The organism is Acidiphilium sp. AL (genome assembly GCF_025499445.1).
GTDB classification, from domain to species: Bacteria; Pseudomonadota; Alphaproteobacteria; order Acetobacterales; family Acetobacteraceae; genus Acidiphilium; species Acidiphilium iwatense.
In genome coordinates, this window is the sequence record NZ_JAIMBZ010000035.1 from 1 (window position 1) to 23,287 (window position 23,287).

24 protein-coding genes and 1 pseudogene are annotated in these 23,287 nt (G+C 62.3%); 17 read left to right on the forward strand and 8 right to left on the reverse strand.

Going from position 1 to position 23,287, the window contains the following annotated elements:
* Window positions 1–118: pseudogene (locus AiwAL_RS15540) on the forward strand (IS5/IS1182 family transposase); the annotation flags it as partial.
* A gap of 374 nt (window positions 119–492) precedes the next feature.
* On the opposite strand, the gene AiwAL_RS15545 reads toward AiwAL_RS15540, so the two are convergent.
* The 5 genes from AiwAL_RS15545 to AiwAL_RS15565 form a co-directional block, all read right to left on the reverse strand.
* On the reverse strand, window positions 493–1,092 hold the full coding sequence (locus tag AiwAL_RS15545) for a tetratricopeptide repeat protein (protein ID WP_262313024.1): 600 nt from the start codon (window positions 1,090–1,092) through the stop codon (window positions 493–495).
* A 13-nt stretch (window positions 1,093–1,105) separates the two neighbouring features.
* Window positions 1,106–1,555 carry a hypothetical protein gene (locus AiwAL_RS15550; protein WP_235705388.1) on the reverse strand — a complete coding sequence of 150 codons (450 nt, stop codon included), beginning with the start codon at window positions 1,553–1,555 and terminating at the stop codon, window positions 1,106–1,108.
* Window positions 1,556–2,099: 544 nt separating this feature from the next.
* Window positions 2,100–2,306: a molybdopterin-binding protein gene (locus tag AiwAL_RS15555; protein WP_235705418.1), complete on the reverse strand. Its 207-nt coding sequence runs from the start codon at window positions 2,304–2,306 to the stop codon at window positions 2,100–2,102.
* Window positions 2,307–2,465: 159 nt separating this feature from the next.
* The gene (gene glnA / locus AiwAL_RS15560) at window positions 2,466–3,899 is read right to left on the reverse strand and encodes a type I glutamate--ammonia ligase (RefSeq protein ID WP_235705389.1); all 1,434 of its coding nucleotides are present in this window, start codon (window positions 3,897–3,899) and stop codon (window positions 2,466–2,468) included.
* A gap of 66 nt (window positions 3,900–3,965) precedes the next feature.
* Complete coding sequence (locus tag AiwAL_RS15565) at window positions 3,966–4,304, reverse strand: P-II family nitrogen regulator (protein WP_235705390.1); 339 nt, start codon at window positions 4,302–4,304, stop codon at window positions 3,966–3,968.
* A 277-nt stretch (window positions 4,305–4,581) separates the two neighbouring features.
* On the opposite strand from AiwAL_RS15565, the gene AiwAL_RS15570 reads away from it, so the two are divergent.
* On the forward strand, window positions 4,582–5,769 hold the full coding sequence (locus tag AiwAL_RS15570; RefSeq protein WP_262313025.1) for an aminotransferase: 1,188 nt from the start codon (window positions 4,582–4,584) through the stop codon (window positions 5,767–5,769).
* Window positions 5,770–5,773: 4 nt separating this feature from the next.
* Here the strand turns inward: AiwAL_RS15570 and AiwAL_RS15575 are convergent, their stop codons facing one another.
* Window positions 5,774–6,256, reverse strand: a complete 483-nt coding sequence (locus AiwAL_RS15575; protein ID WP_262313026.1) for an Lrp/AsnC family transcriptional regulator — start codon at window positions 6,254–6,256, stop codon at window positions 5,774–5,776.
* 125 nt (window positions 6,257–6,381) lie between these two features.
* Between AiwAL_RS15575 and hppD the strand changes: the two genes are divergently transcribed.
* On the forward strand, window positions 6,382–7,512 hold the full coding sequence (hppD, locus tag AiwAL_RS15580) for a 4-hydroxyphenylpyruvate dioxygenase (RefSeq protein WP_262313027.1): 1,131 nt from the start codon (window positions 6,382–6,384) through the stop codon (window positions 7,510–7,512).
* 26 nt (window positions 7,513–7,538) lie between these two features.
* On the opposite strand, the gene AiwAL_RS15585 is transcribed toward hppD, so the two are convergent.
* Both AiwAL_RS15585 and AiwAL_RS15590 read right to left on the reverse strand, forming a co-directional pair.
* Complete coding sequence (locus tag AiwAL_RS15585) at window positions 7,539–7,931, reverse strand: GFA family protein (RefSeq protein ID WP_262313028.1); 393 nt, start codon at window positions 7,929–7,931, stop codon at window positions 7,539–7,541.
* 105 nt (window positions 7,932–8,036) lie between these two features.
* Window positions 8,037–8,873, reverse strand: a complete 837-nt coding sequence (locus tag AiwAL_RS15590; RefSeq protein WP_235705395.1) for a MurR/RpiR family transcriptional regulator — start codon at window positions 8,871–8,873, stop codon at window positions 8,037–8,039.
* Between the two features lie 140 nt (window positions 8,874–9,013).
* Between AiwAL_RS15590 and iolD the strand changes: the two genes are divergently transcribed.
* From iolD to AiwAL_RS15660, 14 genes are all read left to right on the forward strand, one after another.
* Window positions 9,014–10,858, forward strand: coding sequence for a 3D-(3,5/4)-trihydroxycyclohexane-1,2-dione acylhydrolase (decyclizing) (gene iolD / locus AiwAL_RS15595; RefSeq protein WP_262313029.1), 1,845 nt, complete (start codon window positions 9,014–9,016; stop codon window positions 10,856–10,858).
* A gap of 12 nt (window positions 10,859–10,870) precedes the next feature.
* Window positions 10,871–11,803, forward strand: a complete 933-nt coding sequence (gene iolE / locus AiwAL_RS15600; RefSeq protein WP_262313030.1) for a myo-inosose-2 dehydratase — start codon at window positions 10,871–10,873, stop codon at window positions 11,801–11,803.
* The gene (locus AiwAL_RS15605) at window positions 11,800–13,293 is read left to right on the forward strand and encodes a CoA-acylating methylmalonate-semialdehyde dehydrogenase (protein ID WP_262313031.1); all 1,494 of its coding nucleotides are present in this window, start codon (window positions 11,800–11,802) and stop codon (window positions 13,291–13,293) included. Before iolE ends, AiwAL_RS15605 begins: the two co-directional genes overlap by 4 nt.
* A gap of 20 nt (window positions 13,294–13,313) precedes the next feature.
* Window positions 13,314–14,342: a Gfo/Idh/MocA family protein gene (locus AiwAL_RS15610; RefSeq protein WP_235705399.1), complete on the forward strand. Its 1,029-nt coding sequence runs from the start codon at window positions 13,314–13,316 to the stop codon at window positions 14,340–14,342.
* A 21-nt stretch (window positions 14,343–14,363) separates the two neighbouring features.
* Window positions 14,364–15,140, forward strand: a complete 777-nt coding sequence (locus AiwAL_RS15615) for an HpcH/HpaI aldolase/citrate lyase family protein (protein WP_262313032.1) — start codon at window positions 14,364–14,366, stop codon at window positions 15,138–15,140.
* A gap of 10 nt (window positions 15,141–15,150) precedes the next feature.
* Complete coding sequence (locus AiwAL_RS15620; protein WP_235705401.1) at window positions 15,151–16,176, forward strand: Gfo/Idh/MocA family oxidoreductase; 1,026 nt, start codon at window positions 15,151–15,153, stop codon at window positions 16,174–16,176.
* A 100-nt stretch (window positions 16,177–16,276) separates the two neighbouring features.
* A complete protein-coding gene (locus AiwAL_RS15625) occupies window positions 16,277–17,404 on the forward strand; it encodes an ABC transporter permease (protein WP_262313033.1) in 1,128 nt (375 codons plus the stop codon).
* Between the two features lie 2 nt (window positions 17,405–17,406).
* On the forward strand, window positions 17,407–18,189 hold the full coding sequence (locus AiwAL_RS15630) for an ATP-binding cassette domain-containing protein (RefSeq protein ID WP_235705403.1): 783 nt from the start codon (window positions 17,407–17,409) through the stop codon (window positions 18,187–18,189).
* Between the two features lie 47 nt (window positions 18,190–18,236).
* Window positions 18,237–19,193, forward strand: a complete 957-nt coding sequence (locus tag AiwAL_RS15635) for a sugar ABC transporter substrate-binding protein (RefSeq protein ID WP_262313034.1) — start codon at window positions 18,237–18,239, stop codon at window positions 19,191–19,193.
* On the forward strand, window positions 19,190–19,996 hold the full coding sequence (locus AiwAL_RS15640; protein WP_235705405.1) for a sugar phosphate isomerase/epimerase family protein: 807 nt from the start codon (window positions 19,190–19,192) through the stop codon (window positions 19,994–19,996). The genes AiwAL_RS15635 and AiwAL_RS15640 overlap by 4 nt, the downstream gene beginning before the upstream one ends.
* 86 nt (window positions 19,997–20,082) lie before the next feature.
* Complete coding sequence (locus tag AiwAL_RS15645; protein WP_262313035.1) at window positions 20,083–21,156, forward strand: fatty acid desaturase family protein; 1,074 nt, start codon at window positions 20,083–20,085, stop codon at window positions 21,154–21,156.
* A gap of 26 nt (window positions 21,157–21,182) precedes the next feature.
* The gene (locus tag AiwAL_RS15650) at window positions 21,183–21,497 is read left to right on the forward strand and encodes a MocE family 2Fe-2S type ferredoxin (protein ID WP_235705407.1); all 315 of its coding nucleotides are present in this window, start codon (window positions 21,183–21,185) and stop codon (window positions 21,495–21,497) included.
* A 6-nt stretch (window positions 21,498–21,503) separates the two neighbouring features.
* Window positions 21,504–22,730 carry an NAD(P)/FAD-dependent oxidoreductase gene (locus AiwAL_RS15655; RefSeq protein WP_235705408.1) on the forward strand — a complete coding sequence of 409 codons (1,227 nt, stop codon included), beginning with the start codon at window positions 21,504–21,506 and terminating at the stop codon, window positions 22,728–22,730.
* Window positions 22,731–22,783: 53 nt separating this feature from the next.
* On the forward strand, window positions 22,784–23,287 hold the full coding sequence (locus AiwAL_RS15660; RefSeq protein ID WP_235705409.1) for a GFA family protein: 504 nt from the start codon (window positions 22,784–22,786) through the stop codon (window positions 23,285–23,287).

Genomic DNA, 23,287 nt, shown 5'->3' on the forward strand with positions numbered 1-23,287 from the left:
GCTCAACCGGAACCGGCGTCTGGCAAAGGATTTCGAGGGTACAATCCATTCCGCTACCGCCTTCCTCTACGCCGCATCCGTCATGCTCCTCACCCGCCGACTCGCTCGTTACACATGAGTTCCGAGTCAGACTCTTAGGGAGCCGTACTCGTCACAAATTTTAACCAGGCATGAATCTATTTGATTTTTGAGAGTGGCGTAATAAACAGGAACCGCAGAGATCAATTTCTCCAAAATCAATCTTTCGATTTCAGTTAAACCCCTCATATCATTACTCATTTTCCATCTCCGTAATATTTACAACGGATGTCATTATGGTTTCGGATAATAGGTTCCAATATTTAATGACCCGTTTGGAAGTGGGTAAGCTCTGTATTCGTAATTTTCAGTGTCGATAAAAATGCTCCATGAACTCTCCCTCAATTATAACGTGATCACTCCCGATGCGGTTGAACAAGCAAGCAAATTTTCTGTATAACCTCGCTTAATTGATCACTGAAAATATTTTTCATCAAGCGGTATATTTCTTGTTTTCCGCATAAGAATATCTATTTGATAATAAAAAAGATTAAAAAAAACACAAACTCCTTGAAGCTTCCCCAGAATTCCAAAATTGTTAAATAACAAGACATGTGCCAAATCTTTTTTAGCCCACACATTTCCCATCTTAGCTGCAATTTCTAGCAGTTCACGGGCCTTTCGATAATCTTTTTTTACATATTCTCCTAAAAGATACATGCTTGCAAGCCGGTATATGGATGGAGCATATCCATCTGTTGCTCCCCAAGAGAAAGCATCGAAAGTTGAAGAATAGTCACCTATTCTGTCAAATCCCTTTCCAAAAAACAATGATGCTTTACTCAAGTGTGCAGCTTTCGCAAGTTCGTTCCAACGTTTTGCTCTTTCGTGTATGTCATCCAACTCAATACCACGCGCGAACATATCAGAAATATATAAAAGGCTTGCCTTCGACCCCTTGGCTGCAAAACACTCTAGCGCTAAAAAAGATTTGATGCGATCGGTAGACCTCATTCGGTACGCTTCGTTTACCATTGTCAGGTCAGGCTCGCTGCGTAAATCAGAAATTTGCATTTGATTATCCAAATTATCGTTCGTCATTTGGCATTGAAATTGTTTGTTCTGGGGGAGGTAGCACTTGTATTTCTTCTGTCTCTGGTAGTTCGGCATACGGATTAAATTTTGGTACATTGGCTTGGCATATAGAAAAGAGGCATAATGCTTTGAAAGTGAGGCTCCGTAGATCTGCGATTTCTTCCGGGGCGCCATTGAATGGTGAGGCTCCCGGACCGGTTTGCCCGCTTTGGCTGAATGTAGGTCCATACGGCTGGCTTGAATTCCCTCCGATCAGGCTATCATAGAGATTCTGTGTTTCATTGATGGCTGCACCGAATGCAGTATTCACCTGATTGCCGACCCAGTCCAACCCCTGGGCGATCTGGCCGACGACCGGGATGCCGTCAATTCCGCCTTGGCTGCCGTTGTTGTTTCCCGCCTGCGTTGCGCCCCTGAAGAGATAGGTAAAGGCCCCGGTCAAGGCGCCGTTGCCGAATTTGCCGCCGCCGAGGACGGATGCGACTCCGCCCGCAACGCTTTCGGTGACGACGGTATCATAGTTGCCCTGGAGGGCAAGTTCGGGTCCGGCAGCGGCGCTGAACCCGGCGGAGACGGTGCTTCGGTGTGAAGGAGATCCAAAGCGGCGAGGAGATCGGCTTCGACGAGGCTGGAGCGATGGACCGGCTTCACGCCGGAGGCCGCACGCGCTTTCGCAGGGTGCGGAAATGTGCCGCATCCATCTTATACAACCGCCGTAGCCTACGACTCACGCCTGACGCCAACTCGTCATTGCGACGGCGAGCTTGCGAGGCGGAAGCAATCCAGCTTTTTCGGGTAAAATACAGAAAAAGTGGGTTACCTCCGCGTCGTTTCCAGCAACCCCTTGGATTGCCGGAACCTTTCGGCGCTCCGCCACGTCGGCGGAGCTGTCCAAGGTTCCATCGGCGTCAGCCGATGGAAAGACAGCGGAGGTTGACGCCTGCTCGCAATGACGGGGTGATGGGCATTGTCCAGGGCGGCCGGTATTACTTCGCGACCATCACGTCCGAGGCCTTGATGACCGCGATCGCGTCTTCACCCGGCTTGAGCGCCAGATCGTCGATTGCCTCGTTCGTGATCGACGCGGTAATGACCACGCCATTGCCGATGTCGAGCTTCACGTGGCCGGTCGTCTGACCCTTCTCCACGCTGAGCAGTTTGCCTTTGATCTGATTGCGCGCGCTGAGTTTCATCATGATTTCGTCTCCAGATCATTGTCTCGAATTAGGGGGGCGCTTCGAGCGATATTTCTCTCTGGCTATATCGAGAACCGGCTGCGGGTGCAATGCAATCGCAAATAAGAAAGACCGATCCGGTCGCCCGGATCGGCCTTCGTCATCCCCGCTATCCGATCAGGCCGAGTAGTACATCTCGAATTCGACCGGGTGGGGCGTGTGCTCGAAGCGGAACACCTCTTCCCATTTCAGATCGATATAGGATTCGATCTGGTCCTTGCTGAACACGTCGCCGGCGAGCAGGAAATCGTGATCGGCGGCGAGCGCGCCCAGCGCTTCGCGCAGGCTGCCGCAGACGGTCGGGATGCCGTGCAGCTCCTCGGGCGGCAGATCGTAGAGGTTCTTGTCTATCGGGTCGCCCGGATGGATCTTGTTCTTGATGCCGTCCAGGCCCGCCATCGCCATGGCGGCGAAGGCGAGATAGGGATTTGCCGTCGGGTCGGGGAAACGCACTTCGACGCGCTTGGCCTTCGGGCTGGTCGCATACGGGATACGGCACGCCGCCGAGCGGTTGCGCGACGAATAGGCGAGCAGAACCGGCGCTTCGAAGCCGGGAATCAGGCGCTTGTAGCTGTTGGTGCTCGGGTTGGTGAAGGCGTTGAGCGCCTTGGCGTGCTTGATGATGCCCCCGATGTAATAGAGGCACATCTCCGACAGGTCGGCATAGCCGTTGCCGGCGAAGAGCGGCTTGCCGCCTTTCCAGATCGACTGATGGGTGTGCATGCCCGAACCGTTATCGGCATAGATCGGCTTGGGCATGAAGGTCGCGGTCTTGCCGTAGGAATGCGCGACGTTGTGGACGCAGTATTTATAGATCTGCATCTGGTCGGCCATTTTCGTCAGCGGACCGAATTTGGTGCCCAATTCGTGCTGCGACTGCGCGACCTCGTGGTGGTGCTTCTCGATCGGCAGGCCCATTTCGCCCATGGTCGCGAGCATTTCGGCGCGCAGATCGCTCTCGGAATCGACCGGCGGCACCGGGAAATAGCCGCCCTTGACCACGGGGCGATGGCCCATATTGCCTTCGGGGTAATCCTTCAGCGAGGCTTGCGGGCCCTCCATGCTGTCGATCTGATAGATGCCGTAATTGCCGCCGGTGCCGAACTTGACCGAATCGAACACGAAGAATTCGGCTTCCGCGCCGATCAGGATGGTATCGCCGACGCCCGACGCCTTCACATAGGCTTCGACCTTCTTCGCGGTCGAGCGCGGATCGCGCGAATAGGAAAGCCCGGTCGAGGGCTCCAGAATGTCGCAGAACAGGATCATCGACGGCTTCGCGGAGAACGGATCCATCACCGCGGTCTCGGCGTCCGGCATCAGAATCATGTCGCTTTCGTTGATCACCTTCCAGCCGGCGATCGAGGAGCCGTCGAACATGATGCCGTCGCGGAACGCATCCTCGTCCATCGTCGAGATGTGCTGGGCGGTGTGCTGCCACTTGCCGCGCGGATCGGTGAACCGGAGGTCGACATATTCGGCGCCGTGCTCCTTCATCATTGCCAGCGCCTTGCTGATTGCGTCGCCGCTACCGGCGGGCTTTTTCGCCATGTTAGTCCTCGCTGCTCGTCAGATTATGATGCCGCACGATGCGGCATCGTGGTTGTTGGTTGGAAATCAGATCGCCGCTTCGCCCTTCTCGCCGGTGCGGATGCGGATCACGTCGTCGATCGATGAGACGAAAATCTTGCCATCGCCGATCCGCCCGGTACGTGCGGCGTTGGTGATCGCCTCGATCGCCCGGTCGGCGACGCTGTCCTCGCAGATCACTTCGATCTTCACCTTGGGCAGAAAATCCACCACATATTCGGCGCCGCGATACAGCTCGGTATGGCCCTTCTGCCGGCCGAACCCCTTGGCTTCCAGCACGGTGATGCCCTGAAGCCCCACCTCGTGCAGGGCTTCCTTGACCTCGTCCAGCTTGAACGGCTTGATGATCGCTTCGATTTTTTTCATCCGGTTCACGCCCGATCCGCGACGGGCCCCTCCTAATTACTGGTTATCGGCGAGCCTATGCGCGCACCAGCCACACGCGGCCGGCGACCTCGTGATGCATGAGCCGTGCCAAATTCCGGCTGCGTGCGGCTTGGCGAGGTTGCCCAACCGATCGGCACGATTTATGCCTAAAATTACGTCATTTTATGCCTAAAATTGAACCAGAGCGACCAAACCCTCTTGCTCTTCCAGGATTGCACGCGATACTGAACGCGCGCAGTTTCAGGAGGGTAAGGACGTGAAATCGCCGAACCAGTTGCTTGACGCCATCGGTACGACGATCTTTACGGTCATGTCGGCCCTGGCGGTGCAGCACGGCGCGATCAATCTCGGCCAGGGTTTCCCTGATACCGACGGCCCGGCCGACATCATCGACGCGGCGGCGAACGCCCTGCGCGATGGGCGCAACCAGTACCCGCCGCTTGCCGGCGTGCCTGAACTGCGCCAGGCGGTTGCTGCCGCCAATGACCGGTTTTACGGGATCAAGGCCGATCCGGGCACGGATATCATCGTCACCTCCGGCGCGACCGAGGCGATCACCGCCTGCCTGATGGCGCTGCTCGATCCCGGTGACGAGGTGGTGCTGATCGAACCGCTCTACGACACCTATCTGCCGGTGGTGAAGCTGCTCGGCGCGGTGCCTCGGCTGGTTCGCCTGAACCCGCCGGACTGGGTGCTGCCGCGCGCCGATCTCGAAGCCGCCTTCGGCCCCAGAACCAAACTTCTGCTCCTCAATTCCCCGATGAACCCGACCGGCAAGGTGTTTTCCGCCGACGAACTCGGCTTCATCGCGGGGCTGCTCGCGCGCCACGACGCCTATGCGGTGTGCGACGAGGTCTATGAGCATCTGATTTTCGACGGCGCGAAGCACATTCCGCTGATGAGCCTGCCGCGGATGCGCGAGCGTTGCGCGCGGATCGGCAGTGCCGGCAAGACCTTCAGCCTCACCGGCTGGAAGGTGGGTTACATTACCGCCCCGCGACACCTCGCCGCGATCATCGCCCGCGCGCATCAGAACCTGACCTTCACCACCCCGCCCAATCTGCAGCGCGCGGTCGCCGTCGGCCTCGCAAAGGACGATGCGTATTTCGAGGGCCTCGCCGCCGATCTCGCGGCCAAACGCGATTGTCTTTCCGCAGGTCTGAGCGCCATTGGTTTTCAGGTGCTGCCGACCGCGGGTTCCTATTTCGTAACCGCGGATTTTTCGCCTTTGGGCTTTGCCGGCGATGACACGGCATTCTGCCGCCAAATCACCGAGCACGCCGGCGTCGCGGCGATCCCGGTCTCGGCTTTCTATGCCGGCGAGGCGCCGCGCCATTACGCGCGCTTCGCGTTCTGCAAGCGCGACGATGTGCTCGACGAGGCGATCAGCCGCCTGTCAGCGCATTTTCGCGCGACCGCCCCGCTCCGGGCCGCCGGAGACTGAGAATTCAGCGCAACCCGGCGAGCGGCAGATGCCGGGTTTCCTTGAGGCGTTCCAGCACCAGGGATGAGCGCACCTGGGCGACGCTGTCGTGCGGGAGCAGAATGTCATTCACCAGGATGGCGAGGTCGGGCAGGCCCGGAAGTGCTGCCTTGAGCACGTAGTCGGGGTCGCCTGTCATCGCATAGGCTTCCTGGATGACATCGACCCGCGCGACGAGGTCGCGGAAGCGGCTGGCATTGTCCTTCGAATGCTTCGACAGCGACACCTGGATCAGGACGATCATCCCGAAGCCGAGCGCCTCGGCCGATAACCGCGCCTCGTAGCCGCAGATCACGCCCGCCGCTTCCAGCGCGATACGCCGGCGCGAGCATTGCGAGGCGGACAGGCCGACCCGCTCGCCGAGTTGCTGATTGGTCAGCCTTCCGTCCTGCTGAAGGCTGGCGAGCAGGCGCAGGTCGAAGCCGTCGAGATTGATCGATTCGCGCATGATTTTATTTTATTCCGCGTAATCCGTGCATTCAAGTGGTTATGACTCCGCGTTTTGCACACATTATGCTGCGAATTGCGACTATCGTGCGCTGGCGCGTTCGATTTCAGGAGGAGCAGCGAAAAATGGGGCCGTTTCCGCACGACGCCGAGCCTTCGGTGATTTCCGATCAGAATCCGGCTGGCACCGACGGGTTCGGTTTCGTCGAATTCGCCCATCCCGATCCGCGGGCGCTGCACACGCTGTTCTGGACCATGGGGTTCGCCGCCGTCGCCCGGCACCGCACCAAGGCGATCACCCTCTACCGTCAGGGCGACGTGAATTACCTGATCAACGAGGAACCGGACAGCCACGCGACGCGCTTCGCGGCGCAGCACGGCCCCTGCGCGTCATCGATGGCGTTTCGCGTGGTCGATGCCGGCCATGCCTGGCGCCACGCGATCGCCAACGGCGCGGAGGCCGCCGACGCGACAAACGGGTCGCTCGCGATGACCGTGCCGGCGATCAAGGGGATCGGCGGCTCGCTGATCTATTTCCTGGACCGTTACGGCGCGCGCGGATCGGCCTTCGAGGATGAATTCATTTGGCTCGATGACGCCGACCCGCGACCGGAGGGGCAAGGGCTCCATTACATCGACCACCTCACCCATAATGTCGGGCGCGGCCGGATGGATGTGTGGTCCGGCTTCTACGAGCGGATCTTCAATTTCCGGGAAATTCGCTATTTCGACATCAAGGGCGAATATACCGGCTTGTTTTCCCGCGCGCTGACCAGCCCGGACGGCAAGATCCGGATTCCGATCAACGAATCCGCCGACGAGACCAGCCAGATCGCGGAATATCTCCACCAGTACAAGGGAGAAGGCATTCAGCACATCGCCTGCGGCTGCCACGACATTCATGCGAGCGTGGAAGCGCTGCGGATGCGCGGGCTTGCCTTCATGCCGGCACCGCCCGCGACCTATTATGAACGCGTGGACGCGCGAGTGCCGGGCCACGGCGAGGATCTCGCGCGGCTTGAGCACAACGGCATCCTGATCGATGGCGAGGGCACGGTTGCCGCCGGGGCCGCGGAAGGGCGGATGACCAAGGTGCTGCTGCAGATTTTTTCAGCAACCGTGGTCGGGCCGATCTTTTTCGAGTTCATCCAGCGCAAGGGCGACGAGGGTTTCGGCGAAGGCAATTTCCGCGCTTTGTTCCTGTCGATCGAGGAAGATCAGTTCCGGCGCGGCGTGCTGGCCCGTCCGGCTGCCTGAGTGTGCCGTCGCACCGTTCGTGCGACCTACTCCTCAAAGCGACCCGTAGCGTCACGATCACGGTCATATCGTCTCGTGAGTGGAAACGGCGGCAACCAGGACTCGCGACGGACGATCCAGCTTTCGTGGGTTGGCATCAATTGATCCGGGGCATCCAGAGATCCCAGGTTCATTTCGATTTCGTCTGCGCTACGTGCAAAAACAGACGAGTCGCAGCGGGGACAGAAAAACCGCCCGGCGTAGTCACGTGTTTCACCATCGATCGTCACCGCTTCCTGAGGGAACACCGCAGAAGCGTGAAAAAGGGCTCCATGATGCTTGCGACAGTCGAGGCAATGACAAAAGCCGACCCGGTATGGGAGTCCCGACGCCACAATTCGGACATTGCCGCACAGGCAACCGCCGGTGAATCGGTCCATGCTTCGTCTCCTCTAAATGTCTGTCCAGACCGCAAATCAAACATATGACAAGACACTTGGCCCGCTATCCGCTTTCTTGAAAAACTCCGAGAACCTTTTCTGAATTCAGCCCGCGTCCCTGACCTCGGCGCTGGCGATCGCCAGCGCCATCGCCAGCGCCATGGTGGCCGAAAGCGACCGGAACGCGCCGAGATCGGCCTCGATGACTTCGAGCCGTACCCGCGCTTCCGCCGAGACCGGGCTGAACACCGAATCGGTGATCGCGATGATCGCCGCGCCACGCCCCGCCGCGAACCGGACGAGATCGATGGTCGATGGCGTATAAGGGTTGAAGCTGATCGCGATCAGCGTGTCGGCCGGGCCGATCCGGCCTGCCTGGACATCGGCCATGCTGCCGATATTGTCGAGCAGAATGGCGGGGAAATCGAGTTTGCCGAGCGCATAGGCGAGATAGGACGCGACCGGAAAGGCGCGCCGCTGGCCGAGAATATAGACATGGGCGGCACGGGCGAGCAGCGCCGAAGCCGCATCGAACTCGCCGGGGATGATGGTGCGGCCGAGATCGGCGACCGAACGGGCGGCGGTGTCGATGAAACGGTCGAGAATGCGCGCGGGCTCGGCGCCGCTTTCGTCCTTCACCCTGGCGAGCCGCTCGCGATAATCCGGCCAGCGGTCGCGCAACTGCGCGCGGAACACGCTCTGCAATTCGGAAAACCCGGAATAGCCGAGGCTCTGGGCGAAACGCACCAGGGTTGACGGCTGCACGCCGGCCGCCTCGGCGAGTTCGGCCACCGTTGAAAGCGCCATCCGGTCCGGATGGTCGAGCGCGTGGCGGGCAACCTGGGCCAGGCGCTTCGGCATGGCGTCGTGCCGCGCCAGGATTTTACTGCGCAACGCTTCGAAGTCGCGCGGGGGTTCGGCGTCTTGGGTTACGTCATCCATCAGCGAAATAGAATGAATTTTCCAGAAATGGTCAAGGGGTTGCATCTCGATTCGGAATAAATTTTCCACTATTGCATAATATTCGAATTTGATGTTTCATATTGCCGAACCGAAAACCAGATCGGGGGGACGGAAACGCGATGGCAACGCTGAGACTGACCGCTGCCCAGGCACTGGTGCGCTATCTTGCCGCCCAGCGCATCGCGATCGGCGACGAGGTTGTGCCTCTGTTCGGCGGGGTCTGGGCAATTTTCGGTCACGGCAATGTCGCCGGCCTCGGCGAGGCGTTGTTTGCCGCGCGTGAGACCCTGCCCACCTTTCGCGCCCACAACGAGCAGGCGATGGCCCATGCCGCCATCGCCTACGCCAAGGCTCATAAGCGCCGCCGCATGATGGCCTGCACCAGTTCGATCGGGCCGGGTGCGCTCAACATGGTGACGGCGGCGGCCCTCGCCCATGTCAACCGGCTGCCGGTGCTTCTGCTGCCGGGCGACGTGTTCGCCTCCCGCCGGCCCGATCCGGTGCTGCAGCAGGTCGAGGATTTCGGCGACGCCACGGTTTCCGCCAATGACTGCTTTCGGCCGGTGTCGCGATATTTCGACCGGATCACCCGGCCCGAGCAACTGCTCGCCGCGCTGCCCCGCGCGCTCGACGTGCTGACCGATCCCGTGGAGTGCGGGCCGGTGACGCTCGCCTTCTGCCAGGATGTGCAAACGGAAGCGTTCGATTATCCAGAAATGCTTTTCGAGGAACGGGTTCGGCGCATCCGCGCGCCGGAGCCTGACGCGCGCGAAATTGAAGACGCCGTGCGTCTGTTAGAGAACGCGAAGCGCCCACTGATCATCGCGGGCGGCGGCGCTCATTATGCCGGCGCGTGCGGCGCTCTGGCGGATTTCGCAGAACGGCATGGGATTCCAGTCGCCGAGACCCAGGCAGGCAAGGGCGCGTTGCAGTTCGACCACCCGTGCAATGCCGGGTCGGTCGGCGTGACCGGCAGCGCCGCCGCAAACACGCTTGCCGCCGAGGCCGACCTGATCCTCGCGATCGGCACGCGCCTGCAGGATTTCACCACGGGGTCGCGCGCCTTGTTCGCGGCACAGGGGCGCCGCATCCTGCATCTCAACGTGGCCGCGCGCGACGCGGAAAAACACGGCGGCGTTCCGTTGGTGGCCGATGCGGCGCGGGGCCTTGCCGCACTCGATGCCGCGATCGGGCTGTGGCGCGCACCGCCGGATTGGCGGGACCGTGCCGAGGCGTTACGCCGCGACTGGCACGACGCCGTCGCCCGCGCGACCGCTCCCACTAACACGCAACCACCGTCAGACGCCGAGGTGATCGGCGTGGTCGACCGTGTGCTGGGCGAGACCGCGACCGTGGTTTGCGCAGCCGGCGGCCTGCCCGGCGAATTGCATAAATTATGGTGCGCGCGCGGGCCGAATTCCTATCATGTGGAATACGGATTTTCCTGCATGGGCTATGAAATCGCCGGTGCTCTCGGCGTCAAGCTCGCGCTGCCGGATCGCGACGTCGTTGTCATGGTCGGCGACGGTTCGTATCTCATGCTGAATTCTGAAATCGCGACATCGGTGGCGATGGGGTTGAAACTGATTATCGTCGTGCTCGACAATCGCGGTTTCGGCTGCATCAATCGGCTGCAGCAAGCGACTGGCGGTGCGCCGTTCAACAATCTGCTTGCCGACGCGCACCATGTCGCGGAGGTGCCGATCGATTTCGTGAAGCACGCCGAATCCCTTGGTGCGGTAGCGGAAAAAGCCGACGACCTCGCGGCACTCGATGCCGCACTCGGCCGCGCGCGTCTGGCGGATCGGACCGCCGTGGTCGTGATCGACACCGATCCCGCGAAAACGACGGAGGCCGGCGGTGCGTGGTGGGACGTCGCGGTGCCGGAGGTCTCGTCCCGCGCCGAGGTCGGGGACGCGCGCCGCCGCTATGAGAACGCGATCGAACATCAGAGCCTTGTTTGAGGAATGAATAGCGTGATCAACATCGGCACCAACCCGATCGCCTGGAGCAACGATGACTTGCCCGAACTCGGCGGCGCGACGCCGCTGGAAGACTGCCTCGCACAGGCACGGCAGGCTGGCTACGCAGGCATCGAGCGCGGCCACAAATTTCCCAATGATCCCACAAGTCTTCGCGAAACACTGGCGCGCCACGGGTTGCGCTTCGTCTCCGGCTGGTATAGCGGGCGGCTGCGCGAACATGACGCCGACGCCGAGATTGCCGCGATGGCGACGCATCTCGATCTACTCGCGAAAAACGATGCGCCGGTGCTGATCTATGCCGAAACCACCGGCTGTATCCATGGCGATCGTTCCGCGCCGCTTTCGCGCGGGCCACGCATGGCGCCGGATGACTGGCCGCGCTTTTGCGCGCGGCTGAACCGTGTCGCCGCGCATTGCGCCGAGCGTGGCGTGGCGCTTGTCGTGCACCACCACATGGGCACGGCGATCGAGACCGGCGACAACATCGCGCGCCTGATGGACGGCACCGACGATACCGTCGGTCTGCTGCTCGATTCCGGCCATGCGACGTTCGCCGGCATCGATCCCACGCAACTCGCGGCAGACTACGCCACGCGCATCCGTCATGTGCATTGCAAGGACATCCGGCGCGAGGTATTTTCCCGCGCCCGTGCCGGCGACTGGAGTTTTCTCGATTCAGTCATCGCCGGCGTGTTCACCGTTCCCGGCGACGGTTTCATCGATTTCCCGGCGATGCTCGCGGCACTCGCCGCCGCCGACTATGCGGGCTGGATGGTGGTCGAGGCCGAACAGGACCCAGCGCGCGCTGAACCGCTTCACTACGCGCGCATGGGCTATGACAACCTGTCCGCCATGCTCCGTGAAGCCGGGTTCGCCATCGCCGATCCGTTGCCGATACCACCCACGAAAGAGATTCTGTCATGAAAACCCTTGGCCATTTCATCAATAATCGCCGCGTCGATGGTGCCGGCACGCGCCGGCTGCCGGTTTATGACCCGGCGATCGGCGCCCAGGCCGCCGAAGTCGCGGTCGCCACCCCGGCCGAGATCGAAAGCGCGATCGCGTCGGCCCGTGCGGCATTCCCGGCCTGGGCGGCGACGCCACCGCTGCGCCGCGCGCGGGTGATGTTCAAGTTCAAGGAATTGATCGAGCGCCACAAGGATGAACTCGCGCGACTGATCACCAGCGAGCATGGCAAAGTGCTCTCCGATGCCGGCGGCGAGGTTACGCGCGGCATGGAAGTTGTCGAATTCGCCTGCGGAATCCCCGATCTGCTCAAAGGCGAATACTCGCGCAATGTCGGCACCAATGTTGACAGCTACACGATCCGCGCGCCGCTCGGCGTGGTCGCTGGCATCACCCCGTTCAACTTTCCGGCGATGGTGCCGCTCTGGATGTTTCCCGTCGCCATCGCCTGCGGCAATTGCTTCATCCTCAAGGTTTCCGAAAAAGTTCCGTCCACCGCCCTGCGACTCGCCGAACTGCTCGCCGAAGCGGGCCTGCCCGAGGGCGTGTTCAACGTGGTCAATGGCGATCGCGCGGTGGTCGATGCGCTGCTGACCGATCCGCGTATCGCGGCGATCAGCTTCGTCGGTTCCACGCCGGTCGCCGAACACATTTTCACCACCGCCTCCGCGCACGGCAAGCGCGTGCAGGCGCTGGGGGGGGCAAAAAACCATCTGGTGGTCATGCCCGACGCCGATCTCGATCAGGCGGTCGATGCGCTGATCGGTGCGGCCTATGGTTCGGCGGGCGAGCGCTGCATGGCGATCTCGGTCGCCGTGGCTGTCGGCGATATCGCCGATCCGCTGATCGAACAGCTCGCCAAACGGGCGCGGGCGCTGAAGATCGGGCCGGGCACCGACTCTGAAGCCGAGATGGGGCCGCTGGTCTCGCGGGAACACAAGGCGCGCGTCGAATCCTATATCGAGGCCGGAATCGCCGAAGGCGCCAAACTCGTCGTTGACGGGCGCGGCCTGAAACTTCAGGGCCATGAGGGTGGCTATTTCGTCGGCCCCACACTGTTCGATCATGTCCGACCCGGCATGAAGATCCATCGCGAGGAAATTTTCGGACCGGTCCTGTCGGTGGTGCGCGAAACCAGTTTCGACACCGCCGTCCGCATCATCAACGAGCACGAATTCGGCAACGGCACCTCGATCTTCACCCGCGACGGCGATGCCGCACGGAGCTTCGCCGATGCGATCGAGGTGGGCATGGTCGGGATCAACGTGCCGATCCCGGTGCCGATGGCGTTCCATTCTTTCGGTGGCTGGAAGCGCTCGATCTTCGGCGATCACGGCGTGCATGGGCGCGAGGGCGTGCATTTCTACACCAAGCTGAAAACCATGACCTCGCGCTGGCCCACCGGAATCCGCGCTGGTGCGGAGTTTGCCATGCCGACGATGCGTTAGAGATGGCAAAAGATATGCGCATGACCGATCGCACAATCAATATCTGCATGATCGGTCACGGCATGATGGGAACCTGGCACTCCGAGGCGCTCCGCGATCATTCGGACTGTGTGCTACATACGATTGCCGGCAAGGACCAGGAAGAAGTCCAGGGTTTCGCCCGGCGGTTCGGATACCGGTCCGCAAGCACTGATTTTGCCGCATCGATCGCCGATCCCGCGATCGATGCGGTGATCGTCGCGAGTCCGAGCGAGGATCATGCCCGGATGACGAAGGCAGCGATCGAGGCACGCAAACCGGTTCTCGTCGAAATTCCGCTCGCGATGACGCTGGAATCTTGCGAAAATCTTGTCCTTGCCGCGGAGGATGCGGGTGTGACGCTCGCCGTCTGTCATCCAATGCGGTTCCGTGCCTGCCGCGTACCGCTGATTGCCCGCGTCGCGGCGTGCGAGGAGCGTGTGCTTCACGTCCATGGACGGTTCTTTATCCATCGTCTGGTCAATATCGGCGCGACCGGGATTCGTCGCACCTGGACCGATAACATCCTTTGGCATCACACCACGCATCTTGTCGATTTTGGCCTGTTCGTCGCGGGTGGCGGTGATCCGCACGCGGCTGAGCGGCGGATTCGGCGCGTCGAAGGATTCATGCCTGATATCGATTCCCAGACCGGAATTCCGATGGAAATCGCGGTAATCATCGAAACCAAGGACGGTTGTACCATCGCGGCGACGGGTTCCTATCACGCGCGCGAGCGGATTTATGAGATGATGACGGTGACCGGACGTGATTCCTACAGGGTGGATGAAATCGCCGCCACGATGACCACGGGAGGCGGCACGCAGGCGATCGAGACCGAGCAGGAGAATGCCTGGCGCGTCGCGCGTGATTTCGTCGATGCGCTGCGCGAAAACCGTTCGCCTTTCGTGACCGGACGCTCGGTTCTGCCGGCAATGCGCGTTCTCGACCGGGTGCAGCAGGACTGGGACACGCGTTATGGTGCGCGCTCTTTGCCGGGTCGCCCCCTCGATTCATTTGCCACACCCTGAGAAACAACGAGGAGCAAAATCATGTCGCTCAATGCCATCTGGTCCGAGGGACGCGCTGCGCTGAACGGCTGGTTGTCCATCCCCGATGGTTTCGCCTCCGAGGTGATGGCGCACCAGGGCTGGGACACGCTGACCATCGACATGCAGCACGGCATCGTTGACTACGCCTATGCGGTGCGGATGCTGACAGCGATTTCGACCACGCAGGTCGTGCCGATCGTGCGCGTGCCGTGGCTCGACCCCGGTATCGTGATGAAGGTTCTGGATGCCGGCGCGCTCGGCGTGATCTGCCCGATGATCAATTCCGCCGAGGACGCCGAGATTTTCACGAGCGCCCTGCGCTACGCGCCGCGCGGGCGACGCAGTTTCGGCCCGATCCGCGCGAACCTTGCCCATGGCGCCGATTACCCGAAACGCGCCGACGATCTCGTCACCGGCTTTGCGATGATCGAAACCCGAGCGGCCCTCGATGCGCTGGATGCAATTCTCGCGGTGCCGGAACTGGATGCGATCTATATCGGGCCGGCAGATCTCGCGCTGTCGCTCGGCGCCGAGCCGCGATTCGATCCGGTTGATCCGGTGGTAACCGGACCGATCGAGCACATCCTCGCGCGTGCCAAGCATCACGGCAAGCGGGCCGGCATCCATACCGGCTCGGCTTCCTATGCCCGCGCCATGGTTGAAAAAGGCTTCGATTTCGTCACCATCGGGTCGGACGCACGGTTCATGGCGGCGGGCGCCGCGCGCGCCGTGGCCGATTTCCGTAATGTCGGCAACGACGTGAAGATCGCTTATTGAGATGGTGGACATGCTGAATTTCGCCCTGATCGGTGCGGGACGCATCGGCGTTTCCCATGCATCGCTGATCGCAAACCATCCGCGCGCGCGGCTCGCCGCGGTGATCGACGCGGATGCGAAAGCCGCCGCGTCGCTCGCGTCCCGCTTCAGCGCCGCGACGATGAACTGGGCCGAGGCGCTCGCCGACCCGGCGATCGATGCCATGCTGATCGCGAGTTCCACCGACACCCATGCGGGTTTCATCGAAGACGCGGCGCGCGCCGGCAAGGCGATCCTTTCCGAAAAACCGATCGATCTGTCGCTCGACCGCATCGATCGTTGCGGCGCGGTGGTGACGGAAACCAAGGCGCGCCTGATGGTGGGATTCAACCGCCGGTTCGATCCGCATATCGCTTCTCTCAAGGCGCGGCTCGATGACGAAGCGATTGGCCGGGCCAGCCAGATCCTGATTATCAACCGCGATGCCGGAGCGCCGCCGCCGGAATTTCTCCGCCGTTCCGGTGGTATTTTCCGCGACATGGCGATCCATGACTACGATCTTGCCTGCCATCTGTTCGGCGCGGCCCCGGTTGCGGTTCATGCCCAGGGCAGCGCCCTGGTTGATCCCGGTGCCGCGTCCTGCGGCGATTACGACACGGCGCTGACCGTGCTGACCATGGCGGACGGCGCGCAGGCGATGATCGCGAATGCACGATGTGCGCGATTCGGCTTCGATTTCCGCCTCGAAGTGCTTGGCGCGAAAGGCGTGTTGCGGCTCGACAATCCGCGCGAGACCACGCTGATCGAGGCGGATGCGGCAGGCGTACGACAGGCGAAACCGCCGCAGAATTTTTTCGCTCGGTTCGAGACCGCTTTTGCCCGCCAGCTCGACGCCTTCATCGACGCAATCATCGCGGGGCACTCACCGCCATCCGACTTCGCCGATGGCCGGACCGCGTCCGCGATCGCCGAAGCGGCGGCCAAATCCGCCACAACTGGAACGCCAATTTTACTTGACAGAAAAGATGGATTGATTATTCTAAAATTACAAAAATAAAGAATTACTATTCTGAATGAGCTCCATCACGGATGCTCGTACGAGAGGGAACGTTGCCGATGGAAAACGCTAAATCGCCGGGATGCGAGGACCGCCGGACATGAGGGCGCCTGATATGGCGACTGCTCCGGGGAAGAAGCCGGTGCATGACGAGCGTCTGACCGACATCTCTTGGCTGCACCGCGCGATGCGCCGGCCCGAGCTTGGCGCGGTCGGCGGCCTGATCGTGGTGATTTTGTTTTTCGCGGCGACCGCGAGTGCCACCATGTTCAGTGTCGCCGGCATCATGACGGTGCTGCGGCCCGCCGCCGAACTCGGCATCATGTCCGTCACCGCCGCACTTCTGATGATCGGCGGCGAGTTCGATCTTTCGATCGGCTCGATGGTCGCCTTCGCCGGGCTGATCTTCGGCGTTCTATTGGTCAACCTACATTTGCCGATGATCCTCGCCGTGCTCGGAACCCTGATCATGGCGGGGCTGTTCGGCGCGCTCAACGGGCAATTGGTGATTCGCACCAAGCTGCCCTCCTTCATCGTTACGCTGGCCTTTTTGTTCATCCTGCGCGGCTTGTCGCTGGTCGGACTCAAGCTCGCGACCGGCGGCAATACGATCCTCTCCGGCGTCGCGCCGGCGGGCAAGCCCGGCTTCGCCGATCACCTATTCTCCGGGGATACACTGACCGGATTGTTTTCCTGGCTGACGGCGCACGGCATGATCGCGACCCTGCCGAACGGCAAGCCTTCGGTGCATGGCGTGCCGATTTCGGTCGTCTGGTTCGTCACGATCACCGCGCTCGCTACCTGGGTTCTGCTGCGCACCCGCTTCGGCAACTGGATTTTCGCATCAGGCGGCGATGCCAATGCCGCGCGCAACTCCGGCGTTCCGGTCAACCGCGTGAAGACGATTCTGTTCGTCTGTACCGCGCTGTCCGCGGCACTAGTCGCGATCATCACCTCGCTCGATACCGCCTCGACCGATGCGCTGCGCGGTCTGCAGATGGAGTTCGAGGCGATCATCGCGGCGGTGATCGGCGGCTGCCTGCTGACCGGCGGCTACGGTTCGGCAATCGGCGCGTTTTTCGGCGCATTGATCTTCGGCACGGTCGAAATCGGCCTCACCTACACGAATTTCGACAGCGACTGGTTTCAGGTTTTCCTTGGCGCGATGCTGCTGATCGCGGTGATGTTCAATAACGCGGTGCGCCGGCGCGTGACCGGGGAACGCTGACCATGAGCGACCTCCCCCTCATCGAAGTCCGTGACCTGCGCAAGCAGTTCGGCCATGTCATCGCCCTCGCCGGCGTCTCGCTTCGTGTCCATGCAGGCGAGGTACTCTGCCTGCTCGGCGATAACGGCGCCGGAAAATCAACTCTGATCAAGACGCTGTCCGGGGTGCATAAACCCACCGAGGGCGAATTTCTGGCCGAGGGCAAATCGGTCGCGTTCGCCAGCCCGCGTGATGCGCTCGATGCAGGAATCGCGACGGTCTATCAGGATCTCGCGATGATCCCGCTGATGTCGATCACGCGCAATTTTTTCATGGGGCGCGAGCCGGCGAAAGGCGTCTGGCCATTCAAACGGGTCGATTTCCGAAGCTGTGACGACATCGTCCACGACGAAATGCGCCGGATCGGCATAGATGTGCGCGACCCGACCCAGGCGGTCGGCACGCTCTCGGGTGGCGAACGGCAATGCGTGGCGATCGCGCGGGCGGTTTATTTTGGCGCCAAAGTTTTGATTCTCGACGAACCGACCTCGGCCCTCGGTGTCGCGCAGACCTCGATGGTGCTGAAATACATCAATCAGGTGCGCGCCAAAGGGCTTGGGGTGATCTTCATCACCCATAATGTGCGCCACGCCTATGCGGTGGGCGATCGGTTCACCGTGCTCAATCGCGGGCGGACGATCGCGGACGCCGCGAAACGGGAGATCGGCATCGACGAGCTGCAGACCCTGATGGCCGGCGGCAAGGAGTTGCAGGAGGTTTCGGCCGAGCTGGCCGGAATGGTCTGAGGAACAGTTATTCAATCACGCGTTCATCACATGGGGAGGAAATGGTTATGACAAAGCGTTTGAGAGCCCTGCTCGCGGGGCTTGCCGGTGCGGCGGTCGTCGTATTCGGGCACGGTGCCGCGCAGGCGGCGCCGAAGAAGCTCGTGATCGAAATGGTCACCCATGGCGAGGCGGTCGATCCGTTCTGGACCCGGATCAAGAACGGCGCCGATCTGGCCGCGCGGCAGATGAATGTCGATCTGCGCTATCGCGCCCCGAATACGTTCAACATGGTCAAGATGAAGGATTTGATCCAGGCGGCGGTTAACCAGCATCCCGCCGGGCTGATCGTGACGATCCCGGACGCAGCGGCACTCGGCCCCCCGATCAAGGGCGCGGTGGATGACGGAATTCCGGTGATCACGATGAATACCGGCCGCGTTCCCGGCAAGAAGCTCGGCACGCTCGCCTATGTCGGCGAGGGCAATTACGCCGGCGGCGTCGAGGCCGGCAAGCGTTTCGCCAAGCTCGGCGCGACGCTAGGCGTCTGCCTCAATCAGGAGGTCGGGCAGATCGCGCTGGAGCGGCGATGCCAGGGCTTCGCGAAGGGGTTCGGCCACAAGGTGATCACCCTGCCGACCAGCGAAGACCCGACAACGGTGGTCTCCCAGATCGAGGCGTTTCTGCGGACGCACCCTGGCGCCAACGCGATCCTGGCGAACAGCGCGCCGCTTGGCGGCGAGCCGGCGGTGAAGGCGGTCGAGGCGCTTGGGCTCAAGACCAAGATCTTCATCGGCTCGTTCGATCTCTCGCCGGGTTTCCTGCAGGCGCTCGCGCAGAAGAAGGCCGATTTCGCGCTCGATCAGCAGCCCTTCCTGCAAGGCTATCTCTCGGTCGTGCTGATAGCGAATTACGCGCGCTATGGCGTCATTCCGTCTGAATACGACATCCCGACCGGGCCAAATTTCGTGACCCCCAAGAATGCCGCTCAGGTGATCGCCCTGTCCAAGAAAGGCATCAGGTGACGAAGCGGACGCTCGGCGTCTGTAGCTGGATTTTCGGAGGGTTAGGAGCCGGAGCGATCGTCAAGGCGGTCGCTCCTCTCGGCTACCGGGGGATCGAGCTGCATCCGGCACTTCTCGAAGCCAGGGACACGGCATCGATCCTTGCCGATCATGGGTTCGACATCGTCTCGATCACGCCGCCGGATGCGGATATCGCCCATCCCGATCCGGCGATTCGCGAACCGGCGATCGTCACGCTCTATCGGATGATCGACCGGGCGACGGAACTCGGTGCGCCGCGCGCGGCGGTGCATGGGCTGGTCGGGCGCATCCGCCCGGTCACGACCCAGGCGGAGGAGGACGATCTGCTCGACGACGCGGTGGCCCGGCTTGCCGACCATGCCGCCGCCTGTGGGATCGCCCTGGTTTTCGAGGTGCTGAACCGCTACGAATCGCACCAGATCAATACCGCCGAACAGGGGTTGGCGACGCTCGCCCGGCTCGGCCGGCCGAATCTGAAACTGCTGCTCGACGCGTATCACATGAATATCGAGGAACCCGATCCGGCGGCGGCACTCCGCGCGGCCGGCGCTTCACTCGGGCTCTATCATGCCGCCGATTCCAATCGCCGCGCGCCGGGGCGCGGCCATATCGATTTTGCGGCGCAACGGGCGGCATTGGATGCGATCTCCTATGCCGGGCCGGTGGTTATCGAGATCACCGCACCCGGCCCGGATCCGTTCACGCCAAAGAAGTCCGGCGATTTTCGCGCGATATTGCTCGACGATCTCGCGGCGGCGATCAGAACACTCGGCGCGAGGTGAGGGTTTTCCATCAAATCTCCGCTTACGGAGGCGGGTTCGCACCGGTATTCTGAGGCTACTCCATAAGCCAGGAAAGCAGTGCGACGATGACGCCAGCGACGACAACGATGACGAGGGACCGGCCACATCGGCGCGACTACGGCCTCACCGGCGCCGACGCCCGCCGCGCCGAAGCGACCGGACTCGCCAATGCGAAGTGGTTTTCGGCAAATGTGCCGCGCGCCGCGCTGAAATCGATGATGCAGCGGCGTAACGGACCCGCGCTGCGCGACACCGCGATCTGGTTGGCGGCGCTCGCCGCCTCCGGCGGCCTCGCCGCATGGTTTTGGGGCAGCGCCTGGAGCATTCCGTTTTTCGGCGTCTACGGCGTGCTTTACGGCTCGGCGTCCGATTCGCGCTGGCACGAATGCGGCCACGGCACCGCTTTTCGCACACGCCGGCTGAACGACATCGTCTACAACATCGCCTCCTTCATGATCCTGCGCGAGCCGACGGTCTGGCGCTGGAGCCATGCACGCCACCATACAGATACCATCATCGTCGGGCGTGACCCGGAAATCCTCGCGCCGCGCCCGCCCGATCTTCTCGGCATCACGCTCAATCTGTTCGCGCTGAAAGCCGGTCCGAAGGCGATCGCCCATATCCTGCTGCACGCAACCGGCTGTCTGACCGCCGACGAAAAAAGCTTCATCCCCGCGACGGAGCAGCCGAAGGTAATCCGCACCGCACGCATCTGGCTCGGTCTGTTCGGCGCGGTGATCGCGCTCGCGCTCGCGACGCGCAGTTTTCTGCCCTTGATGCTCGTCGGGCTGCCGACCTTCTACGGCGCCTGGCTGCAACTGATCTTCGGCGTCACCCAACATTCGGGACTTGCGGAAGACGTGCTGGATCACCGGCTCAATAGTCGGACGATCCACATGAATCCGGTGTTCCGCTTCATCTACTGGAACATGAACTACCACGTCGAACACCACATGTTTCCGCTGGTGCCGTATCACGCGCTGCCGCAACTGCACGCGGCGATCGGCGCGGAATGTCCGCCGCCCTATCCGGGCCTGCTCGCCGCCTATCGGGAAATCGTCCCCGCGCTGATCCGCCAGCGCCGCGATCCCACCTGGCATATCAAGCGCCGGTTGCCCCAGCGCGCGGTGGAAGCGTGACGATGATTTCCAAGGAAAATGACACCATGACGCAATGGATCGATGTCTGCGCTGCGGACGCGCTGGAACCGGACGACGTGATCCGCTTCGATCACGAAGGGCAAACCTTCGCGGTCTATCGCACGTCGGATGACGCGTATTGCGCGACCGACGGACTTTGCACGCACGAGCAGGTGCATCTCGCCGACGGCTATCTCGAGGGCAGGATCATCGAATGCCCGAAGCATAACGGGCGGTTCGATATCATGACCGGAGCGGCGAAAGGCGCGCCCGCCTGCATCGATCTGGCGACCTATCCGGTGAAGGTCGCCGATGAGCGCGTGCTCATTGGCCTCGGCTGAGCCATCATGTCCATACGCCGCATCGTCATCATCGGCGCGGGTGCGACAGGTACTGCCGCCACCCGTGCGCTCCGCGCCTCGGGGTTCGACGGCGCGCTCGCGCTGATCGACGGCGAAGGCGAAACGCCCTACGAGCGCCCTGCCCTGTCGAAATCGGTGCTGACCGATGCCGCCGATCCGCCCGTGCTGCTCGACGCTGCGACGATCGCGCGCGAGGCGATCGATCTTGTCTCGGGCATTCCGGCCGCCGCGATCGACCGGGCGGCGCGGTGCGTGACGCTCGCGAACGGCCCTGCAATCTCCTACGATCGCCTGCTGATCGCGACCGGCGCCACCCCGCGCCGCCTCACCCTACCGGGGGCCGAGCGCGTATACTATTTGCGCAATCTTGCGGATGCGCGGGCGATCCGCACCCGGCTCGTGCCTGGCGCTGCGATCGCCATCGTGGGCGGCGGGCTGATCGGGCTGGAGCTCGCGGCAAGCGCGCGCAGGCTCGGCTGCGCGGTGACCGTGATCGAGGCTGCGCCGCGCATCCTGGGCCGCGCCGTGCCTGCGCGCCTTGCCGCCGCGATCGAGGCGCGACACCGCGCTTCGGGCGTCGCTTTCCACACCTCGGCGACGATAGCCTCGATCGACGGCGCCGGGCTTCGCCTGGATAACGATGCATGGATCGGTGCGGATGCCGTCATCGCCGGGATCGGCGTGGTGCCCGAAACGGCGCTCGCGGGCGCGGCCGGTCTTGCGCTCGATAACGGAATCGCGGTCGATGCGGCGTTCGCGACCTCAGATTCCGCGATCTTTGCCGCCGGCGATTGCTGCGCGCTCCCGCACAGGCTGTTCGGCACGGCGAGGCTGCGTTTCGAATCCTGGCGGGTTGCCGGCGATACCGGCGCGTGCGTGGCGGCAACTCTGCTGGGTGTCGCACGGCCGTTCGACGCCGTGCCCTGGTTCTGGTCCGACCAGTATGACGAAACCCTGCAGATCGCCGGAATGCCGCAATTCGGCGCCCGTATCGTCGAACGCGCCACCGGAACCGCCGCGCCGATGCTGTTCCATCTCGCCGCGGACGGTCGCCTCGTCGCCGCCGCCGCGTTCGGACCGGCCGGCGCGATCGGGCGCGACATCCGCATCGCCGAGCGGCTGATCGCGGCATGTGCGCATCCCGCGCCCGAGGATCTCGCCGATCCGTCGCGCCCGCTGAAGGTGCTGCTCCGCGGCACCGTGGCGGCTTGAGTGCGGGGGTCTCCGGGATCATATTTCCCCGGCACCGGAACAGGGAGGTCAGAATGCCGGCACAGGAAATCTTCCCGCTCGAGGGCGGCTGCGACTGCCGCACCGTCCGCTATCGCATGGAAATCCGCCCGCTTTTCGTTCATTGCTGTCACTGCCGCTGGTGCCAGCGCGAGACCGGCACGGCCTTCGCGCTCAATGCGATGATCGAGTCCGAGCATGTCACGACGCTCGCGGCCGAGCCGGTCGTGATCGATACGCCGTCGGCAAGCGGAATCGGCCAGAGAATCGCCCGCTGCCCGAACTGTCATGTCGCGGTCTGGAGCAATTACGGCGGTGCGGGAGACAAAATGCGGTTCGTGCGGGTCGGCACGCTCGATGCGCCGGATCATCTGCCGCCCGATATTCATATTTTCACCACATCGAAGCAGCCCTGGGTCGTGATTCCGCCGGGGGCGGCGGTGGTTCCCGAATATTACGATCGCGAAGAACACTGGCCGGCCGAGAGTCTGGCACGGCGGCGCGTTCCGCTGGAGAAGTCCGGCGCCGGGCGGACATGA

Coding starts and splice junctions, on each gene's coding strand:
- AiwAL_RS15635 (WP_262313034.1), top strand. CDS start 18,237: ATGACAAAGCGTTTGAGAGCCCTGCTCGCGGGGCTTGCCGGTGCGGCG.
- AiwAL_RS15575 (WP_262313026.1), bottom strand. CDS start 6,256: ATGCGCGAATCGATCAATCTCGACGGCTTCGACCTGCGCCTGCTCGCC.
- AiwAL_RS15645 (WP_262313035.1), top strand. CDS start 20,083: ATGACGCCAGCGACGACAACGATGACGAGGGACCGGCCACATCGGCGC.
- AiwAL_RS15650 (WP_235705407.1), top strand. CDS start 21,183: ATGACGCAATGGATCGATGTCTGCGCTGCGGACGCGCTGGAACCGGAC.
- AiwAL_RS15555 (WP_235705418.1), bottom strand. CDS start 2,306: ATGAAACTCAGCGCGCGCAATCAGATCAAAGGCAAACTGCTCAGCGTG.
- AiwAL_RS15610 (WP_235705399.1), top strand. CDS start 13,314: ATGACCGATCGCACAATCAATATCTGCATGATCGGTCACGGCATGATG.
- glnA (WP_235705389.1), bottom strand. CDS start 3,899: ATGGCGAAAAAGCCCGCCGGTAGCGGCGACGCAATCAGCAAGGCGCTG.
- AiwAL_RS15565 (WP_235705390.1), bottom strand. CDS start 4,304: ATGAAAAAAATCGAAGCGATCATCAAGCCGTTCAAGCTGGACGAGGTC.
- AiwAL_RS15545 (WP_262313024.1), bottom strand. CDS start 1,092: ATGCAAATTTCTGATTTACGCAGCGAGCCTGACCTGACAATGGTAAAC.
- AiwAL_RS15625 (WP_262313033.1), top strand. CDS start 16,277: ATGAGGGCGCCTGATATGGCGACTGCTCCGGGGAAGAAGCCGGTGCAT.
- AiwAL_RS15615 (WP_262313032.1), top strand. CDS start 14,364: ATGTCGCTCAATGCCATCTGGTCCGAGGGACGCGCTGCGCTGAACGGC.
- AiwAL_RS15590 (WP_235705395.1), bottom strand. CDS start 8,873: ATGGATGACGTAACCCAAGACGCCGAACCCCCGCGCGACTTCGAAGCG.
- AiwAL_RS15630 (WP_235705403.1), top strand. CDS start 17,407: ATGAGCGACCTCCCCCTCATCGAAGTCCGTGACCTGCGCAAGCAGTTC.
- iolD (WP_262313029.1), top strand. CDS start 9,014: ATGGCAACGCTGAGACTGACCGCTGCCCAGGCACTGGTGCGCTATCTT.
- AiwAL_RS15620 (WP_235705401.1), top strand. CDS start 15,151: ATGCTGAATTTCGCCCTGATCGGTGCGGGACGCATCGGCGTTTCCCAT.
- AiwAL_RS15660 (WP_235705409.1), top strand. CDS start 22,784: ATGCCGGCACAGGAAATCTTCCCGCTCGAGGGCGGCTGCGACTGCCGC.
- AiwAL_RS15655 (WP_235705408.1), top strand. CDS start 21,504: ATGTCCATACGCCGCATCGTCATCATCGGCGCGGGTGCGACAGGTACT.
- AiwAL_RS15605 (WP_262313031.1), top strand. CDS start 11,800: ATGAAAACCCTTGGCCATTTCATCAATAATCGCCGCGTCGATGGTGCC.
- AiwAL_RS15585 (WP_262313028.1), bottom strand. CDS start 7,931: ATGGACCGATTCACCGGCGGTTGCCTGTGCGGCAATGTCCGAATTGTG.
- hppD (WP_262313027.1), top strand. CDS start 6,382: ATGGGGCCGTTTCCGCACGACGCCGAGCCTTCGGTGATTTCCGATCAG.